This is a genomic window from Chryseobacterium metallicongregator (assembly GCF_031324065.1).
GTDB lineage: Bacteria > Bacteroidota > Bacteroidia > Flavobacteriales > Weeksellaceae > Chryseobacterium > Chryseobacterium metallicongregator.
Map to the genome: position 1 here is coordinate 41,755 of NZ_JAVIXS010000001.1, position 18,781 is coordinate 60,535.

An 18,781-nucleotide genomic window follows, 5' to 3' on the forward strand; every position below is an offset into this window, starting at 1 on the left:
TCAAATTTACTGTAACGGAATACGAAATAATTTCGTAATTTGGTTTACTTATTAAAATAATAATTTAAAGCACTTAAAAATATTTAAAATATAAACTTTAATGCCTTGATTATCATTTTTTAATAATCAAAAAAGAAAAGTCTCTAATTGTTGATATAGTATATGAAGAAGTATCCAATTCCTGCGAATGAAGAAGGGAGAATGAAGAAACTGGAGTATTTTGATCTTTTAAACCTTGAAAAAGATCCCCAGTTAGACATTTTTGCAGAAACCGCATGTCTGGTGACAGACTGTCCTGCAGCGCTTATTGCCATGATGGAAAGCGAAACCCAGACCATTCAGAGTTGCGTGGGAATGGCTCTTGATTTTGTAGACAGAAAAAATACGGTATGCCAATATTCAATTGCAAGTGGAGAAATTCTGATCATCAATGATACATTATTGGATGAAAGATCATCAGAAAATCCACTCATTCTGGCGGGCGGAATCCGGTTTTATGCAGGAGTTCCTTTGATTGATGATGAAGGTTTTGTATTGGGAACCATCTGCGTTATCGACTATAAACCTAAAACCATCACAGAAGACCAGATATCTGCTCTAAAAAAGATAGGAGACGCGATCACAAAAATTCTGACGGGCAAAAGGAAAAATATCCAGGCTGAGTATTTTCAACAAACTTTTACCATTTCCAATAACCTGATCTGTGTTCTGGGTAAAGATTTCTCACTGAAAGAGATTAATCCGGCTTTTGAAAATACATTTCAAATGGATAAAGGTCAGATTCTCGGCCAGAATTTCCTGGACCTGATAGGGAATCATAATTCTCAACTCCAATTACTTTCCAAAAACCTTCCCAATACGGATGAAGAAGTAACATTTACTACTTCAACAAAAATAGATGATATCCAAACGATCATTATTGAATGGTATTTAAAGCTCAATCAAAATCATTCAGAGATTTTTTGTTTTGGAATTAATATCACCCAACGTATTGAAGAAAAGCTTAAACTAGAAAGCTCTGAACGCCGCTTCAGAAGCTTCTTTGAAAATGCTATAGGCTTAATGAGTATGCATGATATGGAAGGAAATATCATTGCTGTCAACGAGAAAGGAAGAGAAACCCTTCAATATTCTGTCGAAGAGGTAGAAAGGTTGAATTTAAAAGACCTTGTTCCCCAGAAAAACTGGCCTCTTCTTGAACAATACCTCGAAAGAATCAACAAAAATCAGGAAGATTTCGGAACCATGATCCTGAGAACTAAAGGAGGTGAAGACATGATCTGGATGTACCATAATCTTGTGGAAATCAACAAAGAAGGAAATCCTTACGTAGTGAGTACCGCACTGAATGTTACCGAAAGAATAACTTTGGAAAAAGATCTTGTTCATACCAAAAAGATGTTGGAACAAACCAGTGCCGTTGCACAGGTGGGAGGATGGGAAGTCAACTTGAAAAACAATACTGTTCTCTGGTCACAATCTACCAGAGAAATCCATAAAATAGATAAAAATTTCCAGCCTGATTTTGAAAATGCACTGGGGTTCTATAGTGAAAAAAGCCGTGAGAAACTGGAATTCTTATTCGAAAAAGCTATAAAAGAAGGGATTCCCTATGATGAAGAATTACAGCTTGTACAAAATGACGGCATGATGATCTGGGTAAGGGTAAAAGGTATCCCGGAATTTGAAGATGGAGTATGCACCAGAGTCTACGGAATTATTCAGAATATTGATACCTTCAAAAATATCTACCTGGAACTGGCTAAAAAAGAAGCTATGCTGCAGTCTTTTGTAAAATATGTACCTTCTACAGTAGCCATGTTTGACAAAGATCTCAATTATGTTTCTGTAAGCAGAAGCTGGAAAGATGAGTTTCAGATGAATGACATCAGACTTATTGGTGAGAACATGTTTAAAATCTCACCCAATGTACCGGATGAGAGATTAAAAATATATCAGGATGCACTGGCAGGAAAGGCCTATAAAAATGAAGATATGGCCATAGAAGTTCCGGGTAAAGGAATCATTCAGCATTACAGTGTAGAAGTGACGCCTTGGTACCTTTCCAATAATGTTATCGGAGGAATTATTGTTTCTGCACAGAATATTACACCCTCCGTAAGAATCAATAGAGAACTGAAAAATGCCAAGAAAATGGCAGATATTGCCAGCAAAGCAAAGTCTGAATTCTTAGCCAACATGAGCCATGAAATCCGGACTCCGCTGAACGGTGTTATTGGCTTTTCCGATCTTCTTTTAAAAACTCCGTTGAATGATATACAGACTCAATACCTCAATTATATCAATGAATCAGGAGAGAATTTATTGAATATCATCAATGATATTCTTGATTTTTCCAAGGTAGAATCCGGAAAAATGGATCTTATCATTGAAAAATCCAATATTTATGACATGGTAAGTCAGGTGATCAATGTAATCCTTTACCAGTCACAGAAAAAAAATATAGAATTACTCCTCAATATAGAACAGGGTCTTCCTGAAATCATGTGGCTGGATGAATCAAGACTGAAACAAATTTTAGTCAACCTTCTTGGAAATGCCGTGAAATTTACACAACAGGGAGAAATAGAGCTTAAAGTAGAAAAGCTCAATATTGATAACAAGAATATCAAACTTAGATTTTCTGTAAGAGATACCGGAATTGGTATTCCTAAGGAAAAGCAACACCATATTTTCAATGCCTTTACGCAAGAAAACAGCTCTATCAGTAAAACGTATGGAGGAACGGGTCTCGGATTGACCATTTCCAATAATATTCTGAAATATATGGGAAGCAGCCTGTCATTGGTAAGTGAACTTCAAAAAGGTTCTGTTTTCTATTTTGACTTAGAGGTTCCTTATGAACTATCTGATCGTCATGAAGACGAAGATCTGAAAATAAGCAAAGTACTTATTGTAGATGATAATGAAGCAAACAGAATTATCATTCAACACATGCTTGCTTATAAAAATATAGATTCAAAGCTTGCGGCCAATGGAATGGAGGCTCTTCAGATATTGCTTGCAGGAGAGCGTTTTGATGTCATTCTGATGGATTATCATATGCCTATCATTTCCGGTCTGGAAACAATAGAAAAAATCAAGGAACTATTCAGCAAACAAAATGAATCTTCTCCTTTGATTATTCTCCACACGTCTTCCGAGGAACATGATGTGATCAATTCTTTCCGTCAGGAAAACAATTCATTCTTCCTGCTGAAGCCTATCAAGTCTGAAGAACTCTATAAAACATTGAGACGAGCTGTAAAAAACACTGAAAAGGAGGTAACCAGCATTGCACAACCGGAAACAGAAGACTCTATACTGATGCAGGCACCGCAGGTTTTATTGGTGGATGACAATCCTGTTAATATGGTTCTTAACCACAAAATGATGCGTTCATTGGTACCGGATGCACATCTTACAGAAGCTACGGATGGACTTCAGGCAGTTTTGCAGTGTAAAGAAAAGGCATTCAATATCATTTTAATGGATGTTCAGATGCCGGTAATGGATGGTATTGAAGCGACCAAACAAATCCGTTTACTCCCGGAATATTCTAATGTTCCCATTATTGGGGTAACGGCAGGTAATGTACTGGGAGAGAAAGAAAAATGTCTGGATTCCGGGATGAATGACTTCCTTCCTAAACCTTTAAGGCAGGCAGATCTGCTGGAAATGCTTAAAAAGTACATCATTAACGAAAGTAATAACCCTGCTGAAGATTCTTCCCATCAGGAAAATTACCTTGATATAAATCTTCTGAACGAACAAATAGGTGACGATGATGAAGATTTCAGGAAAATCTTCTTAAATCTTGTCATAGAACAACTTAATCAGGCTGAAGAAAATATCAAAAAAAGTACTGCTGAAAAAGACAGTGACCACCTGAAACTGATTCTTCACAAACTCAAAGGAACAGCAGGAACAGCAGGATTGGTAAAACTTACAGAACGTACTGCCAGCTGGGAGAAAAAAGCAGAAACGAACATGGATTTTATGTCTATGGAAGAAGAAATTATCCGCGAAATAACAACAGGATTACAATTAATTAAAAATCTAATACAATAAAATACTAAAATTATGCTGATTCTAATCGCCGAAGACGACGAACTGATTCTAAAAACGATTGAACACAAATTATTAAAAGAAGGGCATGAAGTGATCCTGACCCGAAACGGGAAAGACGCTATCGAAACCCTTAAAACCAGAGATGTAGATCTGGCTATCACAGATATTATGATGCCGTTTGCCTCAGGAATTGAAATACTTTCAGCCATTAAAACCATGGGCAAGCAGGTACCAGTAATCATGCTTTCCAGCATGGGGCAGGAAGAAGTAGTACTGAATGCTTTTGACCTCGGAGCTGCCGATTTTATTGTGAAACCATTCAGTCCCAATGAATTGATATTAAGAATAAAAAGATTCTCTTTAAAATAAACTAAAGCCATGTTTCTCACCACTTCTGTGCATTTTCTTTTTCTTGTTTTTCTGGGAATGCTATCTTTAGTACTCTTACTGATTATTGTTGTACTGATTTACAGCTTTTATCAGTACAGAGAATCTGTTCAGGCCTTCAGATGGTCTGAAGTGATCAATAAAAAAATCTCAGAAGTGATTGTATATGGCGAAGAGGAAATGTATGCAGACACTAACTTTTCAGTGGCTTCTGGCAGTCCTTCATTCAGAAATCTATTCCTTCAGAAACTGGCAGAATCCGAGAAAAAATTTTCCGGAGCAGCTCAAAATAAGCTCAAAGACTTATTCCGGGAATATGGCCTTCAGGAAGAAGCATTGAAAAAACTGAATCAAAAGAAAGAACATATTATTGCAGGAGGAATACAGGAGCTTACAGCAATGCACGTGGAAGAAGCATTGCCAAAAATTTCTACATTTTTAACCCATCCTTCAGCTCAGGTGTATCAGGAGGCTCAATATGCGATGGTTAACTTTAAAGGATTTGAAGGTCTTCATTTTCTGAACAGCATTTCCTCCAGAATATCAGAATGGCAGCAGCTTCGTTTGCTTATTTCAATCACCCACATTCCTGAAAAATCAGGGGATAGTATTAAAAAATGGATGGAAAGTTCTAATGAATCCGTAGTCATTTTTACCCTTAAGCTATTAAGAAAATTTCAGATATTATCACTCTATTCTACAGTAATTGATCTGTTGAATCATCCTTCCGTTGAAGTAAGGGTACAAGCAGTACAGACTTTATTGTCACTGGAAAATTCTTCCACCATTGCTCATCTTATGGAAATGTATCCAAATCAACCCATTGAAGTGCAGAAAGAGGTTCTGAAAGTCATGAAAAAGTCAAAAGAACAATGCAGTACGGATTTTCTGAAAAATCAATTATTAAACAATGCTGATTCAGGGATAAAGGTGTATGCTGCAGAAGCTTTATGTGCTTTGGAGCAACAGGAATACCTGGCAGAAATATCTCAAAAAGAAACCTCTTCAGAAGAACTCATTCAAATTATTAAATACGCATTACAGGAAAAAGTATGTTAGAATTCTCACACATCATCTATGAAGTTGTTATTTGGCTGTTTTTGGTTTATGGAACAGCAGTAACCCTTATCTATGGCTGGATAGGAATTTATGCGTTGGGTGCTGTATTGCGTTATAAAAAAGAAAATACATTCACAGACTACAGCATCATTGCGGCTAATCCCAATGCTCCTGTATTCAGCGTTATTGCTCCGGCCTATAATGAAGGAATGACCATTGTGGAAAATGTACGTTCTCTCTTATCTCTTTACTATCATAATCTTGAAATTATCATTGTAAATGACGGAAGTAAGGATGATTCTATCCAAAAGCTGATCGAAGCTTACGAACTTGAATCTGTAGCTTATTTTATTCAGGGAAAAATAGAAACCAATGCGGTAAGAGGAGTTTATAAAAGTAAAAACCCGGCCTTTAAAAAACTGATTGTTGTTGATAAAGAAAACGGAGGAAAGGCAGATGCTTTAAATGTTGGCGTCAATATTTCTTCCGGTGAATATCTGGTCTGCATTGATGTTGACTGTATTCTGGAGCAGGACTCCATTTTAAAGCTTGCAAAGCCCATGCTGGAGCAGACTGATAAAAAGTTCATTGCATGCGGTGGAGTGATTCGTCTGGCTAACAATTGCGTCATTGAAAACGGAAAAGTAGTAAGTGTCAATATGCCGAAAACCCTACTGGGAAGAACACAGGCATTGGAATATATCCGAGCTTTTGTATTGGGGCGTATGGCGTGGTCCAGAGCTTCAGGATTGATTCTGATCTCCGGTGCTTTTGGAGTCTTTGACCGAAAAATCGTACTGGCTTGCGGTGGTTATGATAAAAGTACAGTGGGAGAGGACATGGAGCTGGTGGTAAGAATGAGGAAGTACATGGAAGAAAAAAATGAGCCTTACGAAGTACTTACTATTCCGGATCCTCTATGCTGGACAGAAGTTCCCGAATCCAAAGATATTCTTAGAAAACAGCGAAACAGATGGATGCGCGGTACCATGGAAACCCTGTGGAAACACCGAAAAATGATGTTCAATCCAAAGTATAAAAAACTGGGAATGATCAGCCTTCCTTATTGGTTCTTCTTTGAATTTCTCGGTCCGCTCATCGAATTTTCAGGTTATATTATCTTTATCATCTTTTTATTACTGGGAATTATCAACTGGCCATTCTTTATCGTTCTGTTCGCCCTCGTGATCTCAATGGGATTCTTATATTCCATCTATGCGATACTGGTGGATCTCGTAAGCCATCAGGTCTACACCAAAAGAAAAGACTTCTTTAGATTAATTTTCACAGCTTTTTCCGAACCTTTTTATTTTCATCCAATTGTGGTAAAAGCAGGGGTTAACGGATTTATAGATTATTTCAAAAAATCTCATGGCTGGGGCGAAATGACAAGACAAGGTTTCAACCAAAGTACACAACATTTACCGCTGAAAGAAAGAATATCTGCTATTCTTCAGGTAGGACTCAAAAAATGGGGAATGCTGGCGTTGGTTTTCTTTGCATTATTTTTAATAGGAGTAACCGCAGAATCTCTATGGTACAAATATACCTTTCCAAAATTTGAAACATCAGCCATTATTGGGCGTCTTTTCTTTGAAAACATTTTATTTGCCCTGCAACTGACATTCTGTGTCGGAGTTATATATCTGATTATTAATTTTATCAAAGAAGGCTGGGCAAGAATTCTGGGAATTTTAACCCTGGTTGTTGTAGCAGTTACACAGTATATCTTATTCCTATATTTTTCTGAAAGCCGTAACGTATTGGGTGCAGATCTTTTATACTACAGTAAAGAAGAGATGAAGCAGATTTTGCAGGCAAGCGGAATGCTCAACTTCAAAAACTTTGCATTACTGGGAATTTTGATAACAGCTTCTCTTGTTCCTTTATGGATTGCAGGTAAAACAGCTTTAAAATCAATATATCCGGGAATGATATTATTGATTTTCGGATTATCAGCATTCTTTATTCCTTCCAATTTAGTAGGAGCAAAGGTTTTGAATTCTGAGAGTGAGTTTAACCAAAATGCAGCAAAAAGTAAATGGGCTTATTTCTTTAAATCCAATGAAGACAATTTCATCAGCGACCATCTGGAACTCACCGAATTGCTAAGCGATAATGAAGATTTTACCGCCAACGCAGAAATGATCGATAAAAACTTTCCGTTCTGGAGAAAAGAAAACACCCCGGATTTCTTAGGATCTTATATGAACAAATCTGAGAAAGTTCCTAATCTTGTTTTTCTTGTTATGGAAGGCTTCGGACATGCGTATACATCTCCGAAAGGATATATCGGCAACTTCACCCCTTATCTTGATTCTTTATCCAATAAAGGGTTGTATTGGGAAAACAGTTTAAGCTCAGCAGGAAGAACATTTGGAGCATTACCATCATTAACGGGATCTCTTCCTTTCGGAAAAAACGGCTTCCTTGAAATAGAAAAAACACCGGAGAATTTCAATCTTTATAATATCCTTAAAGCGAACGGATTTGAAACAGGATTTTATTATGGAGGTCATGTATCATTTGACCGCTACCGTGAATTCCTGGAATACAGTGGAGTAGATCATATTGTGGACGAAGCCTCATTCACCATTCCATACCGTAAACTTCCTGCTAACAACGGGGAGAGTTGGGGATATGAAGATCAGGCAGTTTTAAATAAAATGCAACAGCAACAGAAACCGCAGAATCAGCCGTATTTCAATATGATACTTACACTTTCAACACATAATCCTTTTTTAATCAACAATAAGGATTATTATGAAAAGTTGTACAACCAAAGGCTAAATTCAGGAATTTTGACCAAAGAACAGAAAAAATGGGCAGCCGCTCACAAAAATCAGCTTATTTCCGTCTTGAATGCTGATGATGCTATGAAAGGGTTCTTTGAAAATTACAGCAAACGTCCGGATTTCAAAAACACAATTTTTGTCATTACAGGAGATCACAGTATGCCTGAAATTACCTTAGAATCTAAAATTGACAGATTCCATGTGCCTTTATTAATCTATTCACCATTATTAAAAGAATCAAAACGTTTTCATAAAACAGTAAGTCATTTTGATATTGCACCTTCTATTTTAGCGTACTACAGAAATAATTATAAAATCACTACACCTTCTACAGTAACATGGGTTGGAAGAGGATTCTCCGCAGATGCTGAAATCAACAAAGCCGGAATTCCTATGATGCAAAGTAAAAACCAGCTTATAGATTTTGTTTCTGAAAAATATTATATCCATGATGGGCAGCTTTTCACGCTTAAAGACATGGAAGAAGATGCTTCCAATGACGCTGCAGCCATGAGTAAGATCAATGGAAGGTTCAATCAGTATAAAAGCATGAATGCTCAGTTTTATTCCACGAAAAAACTGATGCCGGATTCAGTAATCGTCAATTTTAAGAAAAAAACAAAATCAAAGTTTTAAAACTTTCGGGTATAGCCTAAAGTAATGTCAAACTGATTTCCTTTCTCACCCGGACGGAATTCCTGGTTATAATACATTGTTCCTATAGAAAAAAGATTGACGGAGCGGTAAGAAAAGTTATACTCAGCGCCTACTTTAAAGGTTTTAAGCTTAAAGGTCTCGTTTTCCAGAAGATTATTTCGGTATTCTTCCGGGCTTATTCCTGTTCCGATCTGAAAAGCAAAATAATCCTGAGCTCCTTTAGTATAATAACGCACCGTTCCTGTATAAGAATGTGAAATGTTTTTGCTGTCAGGAGTAATATAAGTACGCAGGTTGAACCAGAAGTTTTTATAATATTTTCCTACAGCAGCAGTATACATCCAGATGCTGTTGCTGAAATGAAGCTGGCGGTATCCCAATTCTGCTTCAAAACTGTGAGGAAGATTGGCATTCAGGGAAACACCGGTACGGTATTTCGGAAACAGACCTACATCATCAGAATATCCTCCGCCTACATAAAGGTAGAACATTTTGGAAAGTCTTGGATACGCTTCCAATTCAATCTGTGTACCGCCTTGTGCAAATTTGTTTGCATAGTTTCCGCGAAGGATCACAGAACCAATAGGTGTAATTCTTTTGTAACTTACTCCTACGATATGCCAGTCATCATCAAATTGTTTGTCAAAATGGGAATAGTTGTAAATAATTCCAACAGCATTTTTAGAAGACAGATCCTTGATTCTTATTGCAAGAGCCCTTGCCTCTGTATTTTTTGGATTAATAGATAATAGAGTGGTTACCGCTTTGTCAGCTTCTTCATAATTATCCATTCCAAAATATACTTTTGCTTTCAACAATAGTAATGCCTCAGATTTAGAATGATAAGAAAGTCCTTTATCTATAATTTCGATAGCTTTTGTATTCTGATCATTCCAGTATTCCAATGAAGCATACGCCAGGAAATAATCTTCATCCTGAACCTCTCTTTTTCCGAGATCTTCAAACACAGCTCTTGCTGCCGCTACGTCTTTATTCCAGGTATATAATCTTCCTAGAAAAACGGAAATATCAGTATAATTAGGTGCTTTTTCCAATGCCTCTTTTGCCAGGGCAATAGATGTAGCATAGTCTTTCTGCTCAAAAGCAGTGGTACGGGCTTTAACAAACAATTCATCAGCAGTAAGATTCTGCTGGCTATATAGAGTAATTGGGAAAAGTAATGCTAATAAAAAAGTCGGATATCTTTTCATCGAAGTTTATTATTAATGAGCTACATCTGGTATCACAAATATATTGAACTTTTATCTCTCAAACCAGAGATTATTCATTAAAACTTATTTTTTTGAGATTATTATTCCATAAAACATCAAATAATAGATATTTATGATGAAATAACTATTGCCGTAATTAAAAAGAATTGATTTTTGTAATACTCACATCATATACTGCTACAAAAAGATGCCATATAAACAAAAATATCCCGGCTGTATGACCGGGAGTATATTATATAATAAATATTTTACATATCACTATTGTTTACGACGACGGCCGGAAACCTTTTTGTCAAGATCCCTGATGTCCTGTCTCAGTTCACGGAACATTTCTTTAAAATTGTAGCTTTCATAATCGCCCGGTTCAAAATCTTCAGGGAAAATTCCTGAAGCGTACTGCCAGATTTCCACTACTTCTTCAAAAGGAATATCATAAGGTTCATAAAAAGAATTGTCAGCACTTACTGAGATTGCATTTTCTTTTCTTTCTTTAAAACGCTTATAGGTAATTCCATCATTTAAGGTAACGAAAACATAGGTTTTACCTGGTTTCAATTCATTGATTCCCTCTACATATTTTCCTACAATATAAGATCCGTTTCTGAACGGAGGCATAGAATCCCCATCTGCAGGGAAAGCTCTGTATTTTCCATTGGTAAGAAATGGAAGAGCAATACGCTGAAGACTTTCAATATAATCTATATCGCTATAACCTTCCAGATAACCCATTGAAGCTTTCTGAGGAATAATTTCTATCGTATCATTTCCATGAGTATCTACCGCAACCGGAAGAACAATTCTGTTGTCCGGAAGCTTCAGCATTTCATCTATCGGATGCTTCTCAATATCTACAGACAGCATAAGATCAATACTTACATGGAAATATTTTGAGATTTTTACCAGCAGCTCAATAGGAGGTTCAGAAATTCCGTTTTCATATTTTGAATACCGGACTCTTGAAATCAATAATTCATCGGCTACATTTTGTTGGGAGAGCTTTCTCCTGGCTCTTAAAAAGCGTATATTATTTGAAAAAACTGACATTGATATAAGTATGTCAGCAAAAATACAAAATTTGATTCCGTTATCAATGAACAGAATGGTTTTTACTACAAGAAGAACACAAATTTTATCTTCCTTTTCTCTTTTTTTCAAAAATTAATCCTTCCGAGGACTTCAAATGGTCAATTTACACCTTACCAAAAGTCTGTTTATAGGCAAATTACAGAGATTTCATAGGTGTTGAAAAATAAACACCAATAAAGAGCATTTAATGCAAAAATAATAACTCTAAAATCCACAAATTGAGTTATCATTTTTAACTTTTAGAAAATCAATCACATATAAGTGAAAATCATATTTTTATTAAAATACACTTATATTAATGAAATATTAAATAATAAAAACATATAATTAATTTATTGAAAATAATTTGCAATTGTAAAGTTATTATTCATATATTCGTGATGTAATAATCATATAAAATTATAGTTATGAAAAACTTAAAAAAATTGGACAGAAACGAATTAAAAGCTATTTCAGGTAACGGATTACTAGATCCAATCGGCGGTCTTCTAGGTGGACTAGGAGGTGTAGTTGGTGGAGTAGTAGGCGGTGTAGGTACTATCGTTGGAGGTGTTGTTTCTGGCGTAGGATCTACAGTAGGTGGAGTAGTAGGCGGTGTAAGCACTGTTGTAACTAACGCTTTATGCCAAACACAATGTGTTGTTAACGGTGTAATCCACATCAAATTACTTGAGTGCGGTTCTACTTGCTAATCAGCAAGCAAATTCACAGTAAAAAATCAGACCGCTCTTTTTAGAGCGGTTTTTTTATGTCTTTGCAGACCATAGAAACCTCATATAGAGCATTTATTTTCAGTTACTTATATTCTCAGGAGTCTTTTCAATAAAAAACCAATAAAGCAACAATGTTGCATTAATAAATTTAATTTTCTAGCTTTGCTGGATCATTAAAGTATATGCACATGAAAAGGACCGTTTATTTTTTGGTGGGTGGCACACTTATGTATTCACCATCCCTACTGAAAGCCCAGAAAATTACCCCTGAAAAAAAAATTGTAAAAGACATAGAGTCTGTACAAGTACAGGGAAAATCTAATTATAACACTGTAAATATTTCAAGAAAAAAGCTGGATTTTATTCAATCCAATACATTGGGTGAAACATTGAGTAAAATTCCCGGAATTCAAAATTCAGGATATGGACCCAATTCCGGAGCTCCCGTGATCAGAAGTCTAAGCGGAAACCGGGTAAAAATATTGGAAAACGGAACAGCAGTGAATGATCTTTCCGGAATAAGTCCAGATTTTAATACGGATATAGAGATGAACAATGTTCAGAATATTACCGTTTATAAAAACTCAGCATCGGTTTTATATGGAGGAAAAGCTATTGGAGGAGCCATAGATATTGAAACAGATTATATTGCCAGACAATTGCCGGATAAAAAATTTAATGTAAAAGGACTTCTTGAAGGGGGAAGCAACAGTGGACAAAAACAGGCTTTTTCAGCGAAAGGAGTTATTGCTAAAAACTGGGTCTGGACGGTAGGAGCATCCAATCAGAAACAGGAAATGGTCAGAATTCCGGGAAAATCAAAAGACAGCAGATGCTATGATCCGAACCTTGTCGGTTTCAACAGTATCTTACAGTCGTTGTGCCAGATTGATGTAAATTCAAGACGGGTACTCAACAAGAGTCTTTTTCCCTACATCAGCCAGTTTGCCAAGGATCATATGATTGAATATGAGCTGTCTGAAGATGATCTTTACACCTTCAGTTCTACGTACTACAATCCTGCTGATGGTAAATATTATCCTAATCCAAAGAATGATCTGTATGTTCCTGGTCAGGATGCCGTGAAAGACCGTTATAAAAGTGAAGTAAACGGAATCAAGGATTATGTGGAAACAAAAGATGGAGTGATACCCAACAGTCATTCGGAAAGCAATTCATTTTATGTTGGCACCAGTTATATTGGAAAATCATTGTATGTGGGAGGTGCTTATCAGAATTCTTATTCCTATTTTGGAGTTCCCGGGTATGCAATCCCTAAAATACCTAAACATAGCCATGGAAAACCACAGCCCAAAATAGAATATAGTCCCATTAATATCAGAAGCTTATCCCATAAAGCCATGTTTGAATCCGGTTACAAGTTTACCCATTCTCCGATTTCAAGCATCAAACTGAATTATATGGGCGTATTTTCGAAAAACGCAGAACTTCTGGATCGTTACCGCGCCAATCAGTTTGCCGTAAACCAACACAATAGCCGTCTGGAAATCACACAGCAGAAATTGAGGTTTCTTACTGGAACTACAGGTCTTGAAGTACAATACAGAGATATGGAAGGAACTGGAGGCCAAAGATATCTGCCTAATACTATAAGCCGTGAAATTGGAGTCTTTACGATGCAGCATCTTGATTTTAATATCATTCAGTTTGATCTTGGGTATAGAAATGATCATGTACAACGTAGAGCGGAAGCAGATAACAAGTATGTCAGAAGCCGTGGACTTTCCGGCGGAAAACTCAGCGACAGAGATTTTACCCTTCACCAATTTCATAGTTCCGCTCAATGGACTCTCTTTAAAAAAGGATATCTGAAAGTACAGTACAACCATTCAGAAAGAGCACCGGAAGTGAATGAGCTTTATTCAGGAAACAATCATTTTGCCATCCTGACGGAGGAAAATGGTGATGACAGACTGGATAAGGAAACTGCAAATACGGTTGAAATAGGGGGAGGGCTCAACCTGAAGAACTTCCGCGTATCGGCCAGCTGGTACAATACTTCTTATAAAAATTATATTTACCTTGCCCATACCGGGATTTCCAGAGAAATTTTTCTGGTAAAAGAATGGCGTTCTGATGATACAGAAATCAATGGAATTGAAGCTGAAGCCGCTTATAAAGCAGATCTGGGAAAAATAGGAAAGTGGGAGATAGGCGGATATTATGATCTGGTAAGAAACATAAGCGTTGCCGACAGCTCCATAAGAAAGTGGAGTGATGGTGATTATATGCCTAATATGCCTACAAGCCGTTTCGGATTCTCTCTGGAAGGAAATGTACAGAACTTCAGTATGAATGTAAGTTTAGACCATTATTTAAAACAAAAATATTTAGGAAAGAATATCAATCCTGAGCTTCCTATGCCGGCATTCTCATTACTAAATGTACGGTTAGCCTATAAAGACAACAGTTTAGGCATAGGTGATCTGGAGTATTATATTATAGGAAATAACCTGTTGAACACCGAAGCAAGACTTCAGAACTCTCAGTTAAAGTTTCTCAGCCCGCTTCCCGGAATTAATATTTCAGCCGGTGTGAAAATAACAATATAAATCAATCTTACTTCTGCAGTTCTTAGTCATTAATAGCTGCAGATTTTTTTAGGTTATCTATTCAAAATCCTTCTTAGAATGCAGACTATTTCTGACGGCTTTTACCCTGTCTATTTATACAAAAAATAATCAACAAAAAAACTAAAAAAAAGAGGTCATAACTTTTAATACGACGAGTTCTGTCGCTATGCGTAAGTACCTTTGTATTAGAGATAAGATAAAGAATCCCGGGAAATTAATTGTCTTACTAAACCCAATTTTAACCTAACAAAACCTCTTTTAATTTATGTGTAAAAAACAACTAATAATCATTTTTCTTCTTTTATTTTGCATTTCCTATGCGCAGAATGAATTTACTACCATCTGGAAACCCAATGCAAACGGCATTATCGATCATTCCATAAGGTTCGGTGGCACAGGAACCGATTACACCATTCACTGGGAAGAAGTAGGATATCCTGAGCATAACGGGATGTTTGATTATGTAACCTCTAGCAGCAATGAACCTCTACTCATCTATTTTGGGCCATCATTCCATCCAGATCCTCTGCAGGCCACTTACCAATTAAAAGTATTCAGTGGTAACGGATTATTTTACGGGTTCAGGGCCAATACCGACATGGTGCCTCCAGGTGGAAATCAGGAACTCATAGAACTCAGCCAGTGGGGAAATACGACATGGCTTCAGCAATTCGACAGAGCATTCGCCAACTGTCCCAATCTTAACGTAACGGCTGCAGACGGTCCAGATCTTACACAGATTACCAGTTTATCACAAATGTTCCTTAATTGTTCATCTTTGACAGGACACACTTCATTTTCTTACTGGAATCCATACAATGTTACAGACATGAGTGGTATGTTCAGCGGAGCAACTCTGTTTAACCAGAATATTGCAAACTGGTATACAGCCAAAGTAACCAATTTCAGCAGCATGTTTTCTTCTGCATCTTCTTTCAATCAGGATATTTCTGCCTGGAATACAATATCCGGAACTGATTTCTCCTCCATGTTTGCAGATGCCACAGCTTTCAACCAGCCATTAAATTCATGGAATACAGAAAATGCGACTAATTTCCGCTATACATTCTATAATGCAGCAGCATTTAATCAGCCACTTGATAACTGGAACACAGGTAAAGTGACAGATTTTGAGCATATGTTTGAAAATGCAGTATCATTCAATCAGCCCATCGGAAACTGGGATGTAAGTAAGATTGATTATTTCGCCGGATTTAATATGTTTGCAGGTGCTTCAAATTTTGACCAGGATATTTCTTCATGGAATATCAAGCTTCAGAACTTCAGCTGGAATTCAATCTATTTGGGATTTAAAAATGTCGGCTTATCATGTACAAATTACAGCAATTTTCTCATCGCTCTGAATAATAATCCTACATGGACGAACTCAACAATAACATCCGGAACTATAGATGCAACAGGATTGGTTTATTCTACACCGCAAGCAATGCTGGCGAGAGCCCAACTGATCAACAAAGGCTTTAACATTATTGGAGATTCCTATATTTCCGGTTGTTATCTGTCAACAAGAGAAGCTTCACCAAAAACGAAAACTTCCGCTTATCCTAATCCAACGACAGGAGTGATCAATGTGGAATCCTCAGTAGACGAAAATGTTTATTTATATGATAATAACGGTAACCTCATTAAAAATATATTATTTAGAAAAGGGAAAAACACCATCGATCTGACTGAATATCCTGCAGGAGACTATATCTTTAAAGGTGATACTTTTTTCAATAAAATCACCAAGCAATAATAGGACAGCCGAAAGGTTAGCTATTTAAATTTAGCTCCAAAGTCATTGTACTTTGGAGCTTTATGGTTTTCCTCAATTTATATATAAATAAGTGTGTTATATTTGTGTAAAGTATGGATTGAATTCCAATATATTAAAATAACAATTATGAAAAAAACAATTACTTTTTTTACTATTCTTTTATCGATAGTACATATTCAGGCACAAGAAAATATTAATTTATTGACCTACGAAAACACTCAAGATATTAATTTTTTCAATACTATTAAAAACGGCGCTCAGGTTAAGGAATATCTTACAACGAGTAAAAATAGTGTGAAGGTGGGTGATACTTTAATATTAGGATCTCCTACCTCGGAAGAACTGAATACAAGAACTTATTCGGGGAGTTATGGTAATAAAGCAAGAGGGGGAATTTCACAATCAAGAAGTACTTCAAAAAAAACTTATGAATTTATACAAATGGGAAGACCCGCTGGATTTGGAAGTATTATGTCTGCTATGGGTGGTGAAGCACAAAATATGGCAGACAACAGCTTAAAAAACACTAAAGTTATTGTCAGAGAGATAAAAACATATCACAGAGGCAGTAAAAATAAGCCCTTGTATGTGGTAATGGTTTTGGGAGAAATAAATGACAGAGCTTTTGGAATCAATAAATATTTAAGCGTTATGGATACTGAGTTAGGAATTGAATCTGGTGAAATTCTTTTAAAAAACAGAAAAATGACCAGAGATGAAGCAATTGCAAAATTAAAAGAGGCAAAAGAGTTAGTGGAAATTGATATGATGAGCAAAGAAAAGTTTGAAGAATTAAAAAAAGAACTGGCTCCGATTATTAACAATAATAACTAAGAACATGTTTATCTTTTATAACAGGAGATCAACCTATAATCAATCTTATTGGCAATACAACTGATGATGAAGGATTTACTCAGTGAAAATTATTAAGTCCGCTTCCCGAAATTAATATTTCAGCCTGTGTGAAAATAACGATATAAATCAATCTCATTTCTGCACGTTAATAACTGCAGATTTTTTTAATCATACATGGACAAATTCAACAATAACATCCGGAATTATAGATGAAAGTAGGTCAGCCGAAAGACCAGTTATAAAATCAGCTCCAAAATCTACTGATTTTGGAGCTTTTTTGTGAATAAAATCGAAAAACATTATCATCATTGCAAATTTTATATAAACACAATCCGTACATTTGAGTCTTAACTGATATTTACACCAATTACCATGATAAAAAAGTATTTACTCTTTCTTTTAATTTTCACTTCAGTAAATTCTTCACTGCTTGCCCAGAACTATGAAAGATATAAAATACTAAAAGACACAATATTAAAATCAACGAGTCTTGGATTTGAGAAAAAAATTTCAGTAATGGTTCCCATAGAATGGCAGAAAAAGTCCGGGAACAAATTTCCTTTAATCATTATATTTGACAGGCAAAATAAAAGGAGTAATCATTATATTCTCAATACCATTGACTATTTAACGAGTAATGAACAAATTCCTTCCTCTATCATAATAAGCGTTGAATCAGAACAAAGATACCGCTATCTTGAAACACAGTATAAAATTTCTGATCCCAACGGCCTTGCCCTGGAAAATGAAAAATTTATTTTTGAACAACTCATCCCATTAGCTGAAAGAGAGTACAAAGCCTCTGCTTTTAGAGTGTTAATTGGTCATTCCCGATATGGGTATTTTACAACATCATTATGGAATTCAAGAATAAATGATTTGAATGCCATTATCTCTATGAGCCCGTTTTTTACTCAGAAAAATGTTGACTTAACAGATTCTATAAGCCAATTCAATAAGCGCTCTTTTCGTACAAAAAAATATTATCGTTTTGGAATCGGAAACGATTATCCTGAAGATTTCATGAAGATGGATTCTATCATTAAGAAAATTAACAATCCTTTTCTGGATATGAAAGGATATGAGTTTAAAAAAGCAGATCATAATGCAACGCCAGGCCTACTTATTAATACAGCTCTTTATGAAATATTTGAAGATTGGTCTGCCATTCAGTCGAAGTATATATCAAATAAGCAAACAGACTTGAGTATTAAATCATTATTGGATAAAGAAATACGATCCAATTACGGGGTTAATCTAAATTTTTCCCTGGGTATTTTAAATGGAAAAGGATGGGCATTTTATAATGAAAAACAATACGATAAAGCTCTTCAAGCCTGGAAAATCCTCACAGATTCTTATCCAAATTTTTCAGAGGCTTATTTGAATATTATAAAAGCTAAAATCTTACTACACCAGGATTATTCTGCAACTGTCAAAGAATTTAATATTTCCTTAGCAAATTCTGAATTTTATAAAGAAAAGGAAAAAAAGGATTTAGAAGTTGAATTGCAGGAAATAGTTAAATAAAAGGATTAATAGGTGTAAAATA

Annotated in this window: 11 protein-coding genes; 9 read left to right on the forward strand and 2 right to left on the reverse strand. The window is 35.9% G+C overall.

All coding sequences use genetic code 11. From position 1 onward, the window contains the following. Positions 1-162 precede the first annotated feature (162 nt). The 4 genes from REB14_RS00205 to REB14_RS00220 are packed head-to-tail and all read left to right on the forward strand — an operon-like array spanning position 163 to position 8,948. Complete coding sequence (locus REB14_RS00205) at positions 163-4,071, forward strand: response regulator (protein ID WP_079241767.1); 3,909 nt, start codon at positions 163-165, stop codon at positions 4,069-4,071. 12 nt (positions 4,072-4,083) lie between these two features. Then, on the forward strand, positions 4,084-4,440 hold the full coding sequence (locus tag REB14_RS00210) for a response regulator transcription factor (protein ID WP_034697917.1): 357 nt from the start codon (positions 4,084-4,086) through the stop codon (positions 4,438-4,440). A 9-nt stretch (positions 4,441-4,449) separates the two neighbouring features. After that, the gene (locus REB14_RS00215) at positions 4,450-5,517 is read left to right on the forward strand and encodes a HEAT repeat domain-containing protein (RefSeq protein WP_079241768.1); all 1,068 of its coding nucleotides are present in this window, start codon (positions 4,450-4,452) and stop codon (positions 5,515-5,517) included. Then, positions 5,511-8,948, forward strand: a complete 3,438-nt coding sequence (locus tag REB14_RS00220; RefSeq protein ID WP_309521182.1) for a sulfatase-like hydrolase/transferase — start codon at positions 5,511-5,513, stop codon at positions 8,946-8,948. Before REB14_RS00215 ends, REB14_RS00220 begins: the two co-directional genes overlap by 7 nt. Here the strand turns inward: REB14_RS00220 and REB14_RS00225 are convergent. Together REB14_RS00225 and REB14_RS00230 are read right to left on the reverse strand one after the other, a co-directional pair. Continuing rightward, on the reverse strand, positions 8,945-10,180 hold the full coding sequence (locus tag REB14_RS00225; protein WP_309521183.1) for a YaiO family outer membrane beta-barrel protein: 1,236 nt from the start codon (positions 10,178-10,180) through the stop codon (positions 8,945-8,947). The two genes, REB14_RS00220 and REB14_RS00225, sit on opposite strands and share 4 nt — an antisense overlap. Positions 10,181-10,459: 279 nt before the next feature. Next, a complete protein-coding gene (locus tag REB14_RS00230; protein WP_079243925.1) occupies positions 10,460-11,245 on the reverse strand; it encodes an XRE family transcriptional regulator in 786 nt (261 codons plus the stop codon). Between the two features lie 449 nt (positions 11,246-11,694). On the opposite strand from REB14_RS00230, the gene REB14_RS00235 reads away from it, so the two are divergent. The 5 genes from REB14_RS00235 to REB14_RS00255 all read left to right on the forward strand — a co-directional run bounded on the left by REB14_RS00235 (position 11,695) and on the right by REB14_RS00255 (position 18,759). After that, entirely contained in the window at positions 11,695-11,979 is a 285-nt protein-coding gene (locus REB14_RS00235) for a bacteriocin-like protein (protein WP_413930155.1), read from the forward strand. A gap of 209 nt (positions 11,980-12,188) precedes the next feature. Next, positions 12,189-14,573, forward strand: coding sequence for a TonB-dependent receptor (locus REB14_RS00240; protein WP_309521184.1), 2,385 nt, complete (start codon positions 12,189-12,191; stop codon positions 14,571-14,573). Between the two features lie 286 nt (positions 14,574-14,859). Then, positions 14,860-16,353, forward strand: a complete 1,494-nt coding sequence (locus REB14_RS00245) for a BspA family leucine-rich repeat surface protein (RefSeq protein ID WP_309521185.1) — start codon at positions 14,860-14,862, stop codon at positions 16,351-16,353. A gap of 147 nt (positions 16,354-16,500) precedes the next feature. Beyond that, positions 16,501-17,208 (forward strand): hypothetical protein, encoded by a 708-nt coding sequence (locus REB14_RS00250; RefSeq protein ID WP_145953236.1) that lies wholly within the window; start codon positions 16,501-16,503, stop codon positions 17,206-17,208. A 393-nt stretch (positions 17,209-17,601) separates the two neighbouring features. After that, on the forward strand, positions 17,602-18,759 hold the full coding sequence (locus tag REB14_RS00255) for an alpha/beta hydrolase (RefSeq protein ID WP_309521186.1): 1,158 nt from the start codon (positions 17,602-17,604) through the stop codon (positions 18,757-18,759). The last annotated feature ends 22 nt before the right edge of the window (positions 18,760-18,781 follow it).

Excerpts from the sequence above, each read along its gene's own strand:
- REB14_RS00205 (WP_079241767.1), top strand. The coding sequence starts at position 163 with ATGAAGAAGTATCCAATTCCTGCGAATGAAGAAGGGAGAATGAAGAAA.
- REB14_RS00210 (WP_034697917.1), top strand. The coding sequence starts at position 4,084 with ATGCTGATTCTAATCGCCGAAGACGACGAACTGATTCTAAAAACGATT.
- REB14_RS00215 (WP_079241768.1), top strand. The coding sequence starts at position 4,450 with ATGTTTCTCACCACTTCTGTGCATTTTCTTTTTCTTGTTTTTCTGGGA.
- REB14_RS00220 (WP_309521182.1), top strand. The coding sequence starts at position 5,511 with ATGTTAGAATTCTCACACATCATCTATGAAGTTGTTATTTGGCTGTTT.
- REB14_RS00225 (WP_309521183.1), bottom strand. The coding sequence starts at position 10,180 with ATGAAAAGATATCCGACTTTTTTATTAGCATTACTTTTCCCAATTACT.
- REB14_RS00230 (WP_079243925.1), bottom strand. The coding sequence starts at position 11,245 with ATGTCAGTTTTTTCAAATAATATACGCTTTTTAAGAGCCAGGAGAAAG.
- REB14_RS00235 (WP_413930155.1), top strand. The coding sequence starts at position 11,695 with ATGAAAAACTTAAAAAAATTGGACAGAAACGAATTAAAAGCTATTTCA.
- REB14_RS00240 (WP_309521184.1), top strand. The coding sequence starts at position 12,189 with ATGAAAAGGACCGTTTATTTTTTGGTGGGTGGCACACTTATGTATTCA.
- REB14_RS00245 (WP_309521185.1), top strand. The coding sequence starts at position 14,860 with ATGTGTAAAAAACAACTAATAATCATTTTTCTTCTTTTATTTTGCATT.
- REB14_RS00250 (WP_145953236.1), top strand. The coding sequence starts at position 16,501 with ATGAAAAAAACAATTACTTTTTTTACTATTCTTTTATCGATAGTACAT.
- REB14_RS00255 (WP_309521186.1), top strand. The coding sequence starts at position 17,602 with ATGATAAAAAAGTATTTACTCTTTCTTTTAATTTTCACTTCAGTAAAT.